This window comes from Mesorhizobium sp. B2-5-4 (assembly GCF_006441095.1).
GTDB classification, from domain to species: Bacteria; Pseudomonadota; Alphaproteobacteria; order Rhizobiales; family Rhizobiaceae; genus Mesorhizobium; species Mesorhizobium salmacidum.
Window position 1 is genome coordinate 63,244 of the sequence record NZ_VFUR01000026.1, and the last position, 9,200, is coordinate 72,443.

The following is a 9,200-nucleotide window of genomic DNA, read 5'->3' on the forward strand; positions in this document are numbered from 1 at the left end:
GCCTAAATATCGATCTTGAGTGCGAACGGCGTGCCTTCGAAGGCGTCGGCGCCGCGCCCGATCGCTTCGATCGCCTCGATCATGCGGCCATTGCGCTCGAGCAGCGTGTCGGCCACAGCGATCAGCCGTGGATTGGGCGTCGCCGAAGGCGACAGCGCGCGCAGCGTCTGCGCCAGTTCCACCTCGTCGCGTTTCGGCGCCAAAGCCGCGGCGATAATATAGGCCGAGGCGGTCGAGCGGCTGATGCCGGCATAGCAGTGCACGATCATCGGCTTTGCGCGGTCCCAGCGGCGCGCGAAATCGAGCAGGTCGCGCACATGCTCCTCGCCCGGCATGGTCATCCCCTCCTGCGCCACGGCGATGTCGTGCATGACCAGATGCAGATGGTTTTCCCGGGGGATCGAGGCTGGGCGAATTACGTCCGTTCCGGCGGCAAGCAGCGACAGCATGCGGTCGGCGCCGGTCCTGGCAACGGTTTCCTCGATCTTCGCCAGCGAGCAGACATGGATCATTGTTTCGAACCTTTCGACCGATCCTCACGCCGCGACGCCCATTCGGCAAGGGCGGATTCAAGCCTGCGCCATTCCTCCTCGTTTGCCGGCAGGCCGGCGCGCAGGGCATGCGGCCGGTCGGAGAAATGCCGGAGCAGTACGCCACTCTCGCCAAGCGCGGAAAGCAGGCCGCCGGCATCGGGCAAGCTGAGATAGCGGAACAATACGGTGCCGCCCGCGACGCGAACGCCGAACCGGCCAAACAGCGCATCAACCCGCACCACCTCGTCCGCCAGCGACGCCCGCATCGCATCTTGCCAGCCGAGATCGGCGAGCGCGCGGATGCCGTATTCCAGCGCCGGTCCGGCGACGGCCCACGGCCCGAACTGCATGTGCAACCGTTCAGCCGTCGTCGCATCGGCAAGCGCGAACCCAAGCCGCAGGCCGGCCAGACCAAAGAACTTGCCAAAGGAACGCAGCACGACAATGCCGGCCTGGACGACGTCGGCGGCGAGGCTGTGTTCGCGTGGACCGACATCCATGAACGCCTCGTCGACGACCAGCAGCCCGCCCTTGGCGCGAAGTCCGTCAGCCAGCATCAGCAGCCGGTCGCGCTCGATGATGCGCCCATCCGGATTGTTCGGATTGACGATGATGGCGAGGTCAGCGTCCGCCAGCGCCGCGAAATCGCTGACCTCGACCACCTCATGCCCGGCAATCGCCGCCGCCCGGGCGTGTTCGGCATAGGTCGGCCCCAGCACCATCGCCTTGCCGGGCCTCACCAGCGAGGCCACGCGCGGCAGCAGGATTTGGGTCCCGGGCGCCGCCACCACGTTTCCCGCGGAAGGCGCGCCATAGGTGTTGGCCGCGATCTCTATCAGTTCGCGCCCACGCGCGGCCTCCGGCAACCGCCACAGGGAGGTGGCGGGCAGGTCGAAAAGCGGGTAGGAGTGCGGATTGATACCGGTCGAGAGGTCGACGAAAGGCAGCACGGCATTGGGGAAAAGCGCCCTTGCCCGGCCAAGACTTCCACCATGGTCCACCGCTCCTTCAAGAAGCTTCATGTCTGTCCTGATCGCTTTCCTGTCATTGGTTGTCGAATTCGCCCTTGGTTATCCCGACTGGCTGTTTCGCGCCATCGGCCATCCGGTGACGTGGTTCGGCAGGCTGATATCCTTTCTCGACTTGAGGCTCAACCGCGCCACTGATCCCGACGCACTGCGTCGTCAACGTGGTGTCCAGGCGCTTTTGGTCATCGTGCTGGTGCCGGCGCTGACAGGTCTTTGCGTGCAGCTCGTTCTGCTCTGGTTCGTCCCCTTGGGATGGATCATTGCCGTCCTTCTGGCAACATCGCTTCTGTCGCAGAAGAGCCTGCATGAACATGTCGAAGCCGTCGCCGACGCGCTCGACAGTGGAGGCCTCGACATGGGCCGCGCCGCCGTCTCGCGGATCGTCGGCCGCGATCCCGAAACGCTGGACCGGGCAGGCGTCTGCCGTGCGGCGATCGAAAGCCTGGCGGAGAATTTTTCCGATGGCATCGTCGCCCCCGCCTTCTGGACCGGCGTTGGCGGGCTGGCCGGCGGCGCCGCCTACAAGGCGGCCAACACCGCCGATTCGATGATCGGCCACCACACCCCGCGCCACGAGGCGTTCGGCTGGGCGGCGGCGCGCTTCGACGATTGGATCAACCTGCCGGCATCGCGGCTGACGGCGCTGCTGATCGTGCTCGCTTCCTTCTTGGTCGAGGGCGCCGACCCCCACTGCGGCTGGCAAGCGGTACGGCGCGACGCGAAAAAACACCGCTCGCCCAATGCCGGCTGGCCCGAAGCGGCCATGGCCGGCGCGCTTGGGCTCGCGCTTGCCGGACCACGCAGCTATGGCGGTGTCATGGTCGACGACATCTTCATGGGCGAAGGCGGCCGCAGCGATGTCGACAGCGGCGATATAAGGCGCGCGCTGCAACTCTACCGTGTCGCTGATTTCCTGCTGATTGGCTTGTTCGGCCTAGTCGCGGTGATCGCTGTTCTGGTTTTTTAAAACTCGATGCCCTGCTGAGCTTTCACGCCCGCCGAGAAATGATGCTTGGTGACGCCCATCTCGGTGACCAGATCGGCAGCCTCGACCAGCGCTGGCTTGGCGTTGCGGCCGGTGATGACGACATGCAGACCCTCGCGCCGGCCCTTCAGCGCCGCAACCACCTTGTCGAGATCGAGATAGTCGTAGCGCAACGCAATGTTGAGCTCGTCGAGCACGACAAGGCTGATCGAGGGATCGTCGATCAATTCCAGCGCCTTGGCCCAGGCGGCTTCGGCGGCGGCGATATCGCGCTTCAGGTCCTGCGTCTCCCAAGTGAAACCCTCGCCCATAGCATGCCAGACCACGCGGTCGCCGAAGGCGGCAAACGCATCCTTCTCGCCGGTGTGCCATTTGCCCTTGATGAATTGCACGACGCCGACGCGCTTGCCGTGGCCGAGCATCCGCAGCGCCAGCCCGAAGGCGGCCGTGGTCTTGCCCTTGCCGGGACCGGTGTTGACGATCAGCAACCCCTTCTCGACCGTCTTGCTCGCAACCTCGGCGTCCTGCACCGCCTTGCGCTTGGCCATCTTGGCGCGATGGCGCTCTTCATCCTTGTCGTCGATATCGGTCATTTCACTTCACCTTGAGCGGTAGCCCCGCCACCATCAGCAGCACCGTGTCGGCAACCGCGGCGACCCGCTGGTTGAGCCGGCCGGCGTCGTCGCGAAAACGCCGCGCCAGCGCATTGTCGGGCACGATGCCTTGCCCGACCTCGTTCGACACCACGAACCACGGTCCGCGCGGCCGCGACAGCACGTCGGCCAGCCGTCGGCACTCCGCCTCGACGTCGTAATCGGCCAGCATGTGATTGGTCAGCCATAGCGTCAGGCAGTCGACAAGCACCGGCCGATCATCCGGCAAGGCCTCCAGCGCTTCGGCAAGGTCGAGTGACGCATCGATGGTCGACCAGCCCTCACCGCGCCGCGAGCGGTGCACCGCGATGCGCTCGCGCATCTCATCGTCATAGGTTTGCGCCGTGGCGACATACGTCCATGGCGGGGGGAATGCCGTCACCAGGGTTTCGGCGTGCGCGCTCTTTCCGGAGCGCGCGCCACCGATGATGAAAGTCAGCTTGCCGCGATCAGGCAAAGCTGTCGCGCAAGCTGGTCGCCGTGCCGGTGAAGCGCCTGCGCACCACGCCCACGACCGCGCCGAGCACCAGCCAGAACACCAGATTGGTCACCGTCACCGCCACCACGAACTGATGGTGCAGGCCTTCCGGGATAGGCGTCTCGAAACTGTCGGGCTGCGGCGCGCCGACGATATGCGGGACGACGATCAGCAAGACGGCGAAGATGGTCAATGGTAGCGATCTGCGAAACACGATCAGGCCAAGGCCGATAGCGGTCGCCGCGGCCGTTGCCGTCCACCAGATCTGGCGCGCAAGCAGATCGGCCGCCGGCATCGCCGGCAGTTCCGGCTGCAGGCCGAGGCCTGGTGCCAGCGTGAACACGGCAAAGCCGGCCAGCCCCCAGAATACGCCCTGGCGCCAATTGCCGACGCCGCCGGCAAACTCGGAAATCGCGACCAGGACCAGCGCGAAGCCGATGCCGGTGACGATATTGGCAACCACGCTGAAGGCAAAACGCTCGACACCGTCGGCCGGCGCCCAGCCTTCGTCTTTCTCCGCCGGTGCCGTGACTTCGGCGGGTGCTGGCGCGGCAGAACTCATCGCATTCCCAGCGGGCGCGACCGTGCTCACCGCATCGTTGCTCGCCGCCGGTGCAGCCGCGTGGTCATGGTGATGGCCGCCGCCGGCCTGTTCGTAGACTTCCGCCTTGAGGATCAGCGGCACTGTCGCATAGGCCTGCATGCAGGCGAGAACGACACCCGCCACGAGCCCCGCGATCGCCGCGACGAACACGACGTTGCGAAACAGATTCATGATGTCAGATCCTCGTTAGTGGCAGGGAAACGCCATCGAGTGGCGATAGTCGTGGGCGGCATTGTGGACCGCATCGATATGCGAGAAACCGACAAAGCCGACGACGAACATGCCGAGCAGCGCCGCGAGCGCGAGCTGCATGAAGCGCGACTGCGAGGAGACGGAGGCGCCGAGGGAGACGGAAGCGGTAGTCATGTCTTGTCCTTTCGCCCTCCACCCGAGGGCATCGAAGTCAGTTTCCTGTCGCCGGCAGGTCTCCTGGCTCGCGGATAAGCGCCCTTCCCCACCTTCCCGAGGAAAACCCTCAGTGGCATATGGAGAGGACTACCGCACACAGTTGCGGGGGCAGCCACGGCATTGGACAGGAATTCCTGTCCGCACCGCATTCCCTCTTGGCTCCAAAAAGGAACCGACGACGTTGGTGACTATAGGGAAATTTGCCGCGCGCGGCAAACCAAATTCCGACAGTCGCCAGCGCAGGAGCGTCGTATCGGCGAAGCCGCTCCATCCCGTCCTGATTGACAAATTTTCTAGTCGGGTGTCGGCTCGCAACCCTCACAGGAAGCCAGCCATGCAGCCCAATGCCAGCGAGCGCGAGCCCTATAACGGCCTGACCCGAACCGAGCCGACGCTGCCGTCATCGGCCTATTGGGACCAGGAGAACTATCAGCGTGATCTCGATGCCATCTGGTACAGAAATTGGCTGCTCGTCTGCCGCGAGACCGACCTTGCCCAGCCTTTGGCATTCCGCACCTTCCGCGTCGGTACGCAGGAAATCCTTGTGCTGCGCGACGACGCCGGCGAGTTGCATGCCTTCCACAACACGTGCCGGCATCGCGGTTCGCAGCTTTGCCAGGAAAGCGAAGGACGCCTGAAGGCGCGGCTGATCACCTGCCCGTACCATGCCTGGTCCTATTCGCTGCGTGGCGATCTGGTGCGTGTACCGTCGAAATCGCTGCCTGACGGCTTCGACGAGGCCGACCACCCGCTTTACCGCGTTGTACTCTCGGTGCGGCGGGGCTTCGTCTTCGTCAATCTTGCTGAAGATGCCGCCGGCTCAGTGCAGTCATCCTTCGACCCGGCCTCCGGCGACCTCGGCAACTGGCCGCTGGACACGCTGGTGTCAGGCCATGTGCTGCGCAAGGTGATGAACTGCAACTGGAAGATTTTCTGGGAAAACTTCAACGAGTGCCTGCACTGCCCGGGCGTCCACAAGGACCTGTCGCGGCTGGTGCCGATCTATGGCCGCGGCCTGATGAGCCGGCATGACGATCCCGAATGGACGCGCCATGCAGACAATGATGCGCCGGAATTCTCCGGCGGCCTGTGCGCCGGGGCTGAAACATGGTCGCGTGATGGGCAGACGCATGGGCCGGTTTTCCCCGGCTTGACGCAGGCGGAACGCACCGCCGGCCAGACCTACGCCACCAGCCTGCCCTCGATGTTCATCGTCGGCCATGTCGACTATGTCAGGACCGTGCGGCTGGTGCCGCTCGGTCCCGAACAGACCGAATTGACCGCCGAATGGCTGTTCTCGCCCGAGGCGCTCGCCGCCACCGATATCGACAACATCGTCGCCTTCGGCACACAGGTGCTGGAGGAGGATGCCGCGATCTGCGAGGTCAACCAGAAGGGCCTGCGCTCGATGCGTCATACAGCCGGCGTGCTGATGCCCGAGGAATATGAGCTGCACCGCTTCCACAATTGGGTGCGCGAGCGCCATGCTGAGCTTTCGCTCTGATTTTTTAGAGGGATTTAGGCAGGTAGCGCCAGGTCATGAGGCCACAAAACGCCGCCAGTAGGCCGAGCGTGACGAACACCGATCCCAATCCGAAGAAGGCCAGCACCACCGAATAGACCAGCGGCGGCGTCAATTCGGAAAAGTCGAGATAGGTGCGGTAGACCGCCGCCATCTGCGCGCGTTCATAGGAGCGCACCGAGCGCATGAAGGCGGTCGAGCCCAGCGCGTCGAGCGCGATGGTGAAGAAGGCGCCGCACAACAGGAAGGCGCCGGTCAGCAACGGCTCTGCCGCTCCGACCGTGCCCGCCGCCAGCAGCGACGCCGACATGGCGAAATAGGCAAACGTCATGGTGCGTCGGCCGCCAAAGCGTTTTCCTGCCTTGCCCCAGAAGATCGCCATGAACAGCAGCGCATTGCCGGCCGAGACCAGCAGGCCGCCCGCCAGTTCACCCTCGCCGGTGATCACCATGAACAGCGGTCCATAGACGAAGAACGTCGTCCAGAAGCACGACCGGCCGAAGGCGATCAGCCAGGCGAGCCTGAGCCTTGGCTGCGCCACGAAGCGGCCGATGTTGGCGAGCGGATTTGCCGGCCGCGTCTTGCCCGGGCGGATCGACGGGTTGTCGCCCAGCCGGTAGGTCCAGAACAGCGCCAGCAAAGCCATGGCGAAAACCGCCACCGCGCCATGCGCGGCATAGATGCCGAAATGCGCATAAAGGAAAATGCCAAGCGTCGGCCCGCCCGTCCAGGCAACCATCGACCACGCCATGCGCAGCGATTCGGCCTGCATGAAGTCGGTCTTGCGGATGTGGTCCATGATGTAGAGGTTGAGTGTGATCGACAGCGCACTGGCGCCCATGACGCGGCACAGCATGCCGGCGAGTTGTCCAGCGAGCGTGTGGGTGACGAAGAACAGCGAGCCGATGGCGAGCAGGCAGGCGCCTGCCGTGTAGACCCAGCGCCGCGCGAAGCGGCGGATCAGCATCGGCATGAACAAGGTCACCGACAGGCCGAGCATGGATACGACGGTGTAGAGGATCGAGACGATCTGCTCGTTGTGGAGTATCTCGTAGGCCTGGATCGGGATGACGCTCGACACCATGGCGCGGGCGAAGGACTCGACCGCGTAGAGCGAGGCGAAGGTGCGCGCATCCGCGGCCTTGAGGGCCGGAAGCCAGATCGGATGGCGCACATGCGTGGACATTGCTTCCCCAAAGCAGAATCGCGGCGTCAAATCTGCCGTGGACATTTCAGGCCTGTTAAGAGGAAACCGACGCACACCCGGCAAAAAGCGAAGCCGGTCAAAGGCTTTCCCGCGCTGGCCCAATTCGGCGGCTGGCGCGGGCTCCGCCGCGCGGTCAGGCCAAGGCGACCGGTCTTCTTCTATCCAGTGCAACCGTGATAGTCGTCTTGGAGGGCTGAATCAGATCGCGAGACCATGAGCATCCACACGCCGACCGCACCCGTTCCGCAGCCATCGAAGCGCATCGTTGCCATCGATATTTTGCGCGGCATCGCGCTGATCGCGATGGCAAGCTACCATTTCACCTGGGACCTGGAATTCTTCGGTTACACCGACCCCGGTCTCACCGCCTTCGGCTGGTGGAAGATCTACGCCCGCTGCATCGCCTCGACCTTCCTGTTCCTTGTCGGCGTCAGCCTCTATCTCGCCCATGGCCGACAGATCCGCTGGAACTCCTTCTGGAAACGGTTCGCCATGGTCGCCGGTGCGGCGGTCGCCATCTCGGTCGTCACCCGCATCGCCACGCCTGACGGATTCATTTTTTTCGGCATCCTGCATGAGATCGGGCTCGCCAGCCTGCTTGGCCTCGCCTTCCTGCGCCTGCCGGCGCTGCTGACGCTTGTCGCCGCCGCGCTGGTCATCGCGGCGCCCGTCTACCTGCGCTTCGAGGCACTCGATCACCCTTGGCTGTGGTGGATCGGCCTTTCCGCCGTCAATCCGCGCTCCAACGACTACGTGCCGCTGTTCCCCTGGTTCGGCCCGGTGCTTCTCGGCCTCGGAGTGGCGAAACTCGCTTCCGCTTCCGGCATACGGGCACGCCTGGCGAGCCTCGTGCCGGGCCGCTGGGCCAATCCACTGGTCTTCATCGGCCGCCACAGCCTGGCCTTCTACCTGATCCACCAGCCGCTGCTGATCGGTTGCGTCTGGCTGTTCTCGCAACTGATGCCGGCGCAAGTCGAGCCCCCGCAGGTCCTGAAAACCTGCCAGCGCTCGTGCGAGCAGATGCGCAACGCAACCTTCTGTTCGAGCTATTGCGGCTGCATGCTTGATACGCTGCAAAGCGAAGGATCTCTTGATCGGCTCTTCAACAACGACCAGACTGCGGACTTCAGGGCGCATCTGTCCGATCTTGCCGCAACCTGCACCGCCAAGACGGACGACAAGATGACCGAGGGAGGGACACAATGACCGAGCCGAAGCCTGGGATGATACCGTGGCCGCCGGTGATCTACGCTGCCGCGATCGCCATCAGCATCATCCTCGGCATGCTCTATCCCTTGCCCTGGATCGGAGACCTCCTGGGCGACATTCTGTTCGCCGCTGGTTGGGTGGCGTTGTTCGCCGTCGCCGTACTCTGGTTCACCGCGATCCGCACCATGATGCGGGCCAGGACAACGCTCAATCCCAACGCCGTGCCCGATCATCTCGTCACGACCGGCCCCTTTGGCATCACCCGCAACCCGATGTACCTGGCCAATACGCTGCTGTTGATCGGCGTTGCCTTCGTCTCGGGCATCGCCTGGTTTTTCCTGCTTGCCTTCGTCGCCGCCTTCGTCACCCAGAAGGTCGCGATCGAGGGCGAGGAAAAGATATTGGCGGCGAAATTCGGCAAGAAATACCGCGACTATGCCAAGCGGGTGCGGCGCTGGATTTGAGCCAGCGTTAAAGTTGCCAATCTCCCCCTTGTGGAGGCCTTTGCACGGGAGCCGATATTTGGCGCACGTGATGCATGGGCGTTTTTTGAAAGGCGATCGGGCCGCCTTG

At 64.2% G+C, this 9,200-nt stretch carries 11 protein-coding genes and 1 riboswitch; of the genes, 4 read left to right on the forward strand and 7 right to left on the reverse strand.

The window, feature by feature from the left end; genetic code table 11:
• Positions 1–2 precede the first annotated feature (2 nt).
• Both FJ492_RS25350 and cobD read right to left on the reverse strand, forming a co-directional pair.
• Positions 3–512, reverse strand: a complete 510-nt coding sequence (locus FJ492_RS25350) for a tyrosine phosphatase family protein (protein ID WP_140718059.1) — start codon at positions 510–512, stop codon at positions 3–5.
• Positions 509–1,555 carry a threonine-phosphate decarboxylase CobD gene (cobD, locus tag FJ492_RS25355; RefSeq protein ID WP_140772826.1) on the reverse strand — a complete coding sequence of 349 codons (1,047 nt, stop codon included), beginning with the start codon at positions 1,553–1,555 and terminating at the stop codon, positions 509–511. Before cobD ends, FJ492_RS25350 begins: the two co-directional genes overlap by 4 nt.
• Between cobD and cbiB the strand changes: the two genes are divergently transcribed.
• A complete protein-coding gene (gene cbiB, locus FJ492_RS25360; protein WP_140502600.1) occupies positions 1,554–2,528 on the forward strand; it encodes an adenosylcobinamide-phosphate synthase CbiB in 975 nt (324 codons plus the stop codon). The genes cobD and cbiB overlap by 2 nt on opposite strands.
• On the opposite strand, the gene cobO is transcribed toward cbiB, so the two are convergent.
• Genes cobO through FJ492_RS25380 form a run of 4 tightly spaced genes read right to left on the reverse strand, consistent with a single transcriptional unit; the run spans position 2,525 to position 4,647 of the window.
• The gene (cobO, locus tag FJ492_RS25365) at positions 2,525–3,139 is read right to left on the reverse strand and encodes a cob(I)yrinic acid a,c-diamide adenosyltransferase (RefSeq protein ID WP_140502599.1); all 615 of its coding nucleotides are present in this window, start codon (positions 3,137–3,139) and stop codon (positions 2,525–2,527) included. The two genes, cbiB and cobO, sit on opposite strands and share 4 nt — an antisense overlap.
• 1 nt (position 3,140) lies before the next feature.
• On the reverse strand, positions 3,141–3,656 hold the full coding sequence (cobU, locus tag FJ492_RS25370) for a bifunctional adenosylcobinamide kinase/adenosylcobinamide-phosphate guanylyltransferase (RefSeq protein WP_140772828.1): 516 nt from the start codon (positions 3,654–3,656) through the stop codon (positions 3,141–3,143).
• On the reverse strand, positions 3,649–4,452 hold the full coding sequence (locus FJ492_RS25375; protein ID WP_140772830.1) for a CbtA family protein: 804 nt from the start codon (positions 4,450–4,452) through the stop codon (positions 3,649–3,651). The genes cobU and FJ492_RS25375 overlap by 8 nt, the downstream gene beginning before the upstream one ends.
• A gap of 15 nt (positions 4,453–4,467) precedes the next feature.
• On the reverse strand, positions 4,468–4,647 hold the full coding sequence (locus FJ492_RS25380) for a CbtB domain-containing protein (RefSeq protein WP_140502595.1): 180 nt from the start codon (positions 4,645–4,647) through the stop codon (positions 4,468–4,470).
• A gap of 35 nt (positions 4,648–4,682) precedes the next feature.
• A riboswitch (cobalamin riboswitch) is annotated at positions 4,683–4,881 on the reverse strand.
• A gap of 142 nt (positions 4,882–5,023) precedes the next feature.
• On the opposite strand from FJ492_RS25380, the gene FJ492_RS25385 reads away from it, so the two are divergent.
• Positions 5,024–6,193, forward strand: coding sequence for an aromatic ring-hydroxylating dioxygenase subunit alpha (locus FJ492_RS25385; protein WP_140772832.1), 1,170 nt, complete (start codon positions 5,024–5,026; stop codon positions 6,191–6,193).
• A 4-nt stretch (positions 6,194–6,197) separates the two neighbouring features.
• On the opposite strand, the gene FJ492_RS25390 is transcribed toward FJ492_RS25385, so the two are convergent.
• Complete coding sequence (locus FJ492_RS25390; protein ID WP_140751889.1) at positions 6,198–7,397, reverse strand: MFS transporter; 1,200 nt, start codon at positions 7,395–7,397, stop codon at positions 6,198–6,200.
• A 234-nt stretch (positions 7,398–7,631) separates the two neighbouring features.
• On the opposite strand from FJ492_RS25390, the gene FJ492_RS25395 reads away from it, so the two are divergent.
• On the forward strand, positions 7,632–8,624 hold the full coding sequence (locus tag FJ492_RS25395) for a DUF1624 domain-containing protein (protein WP_140772834.1): 993 nt from the start codon (positions 7,632–7,634) through the stop codon (positions 8,622–8,624).
• Positions 8,621–9,091, forward strand: a complete 471-nt coding sequence (locus tag FJ492_RS25400; RefSeq protein WP_027146508.1) for an isoprenylcysteine carboxylmethyltransferase family protein — start codon at positions 8,621–8,623, stop codon at positions 9,089–9,091. Before FJ492_RS25395 ends, FJ492_RS25400 begins: the two co-directional genes overlap by 4 nt.
• The last annotated feature ends 109 nt before the right edge of the window (positions 9,092–9,200 follow it).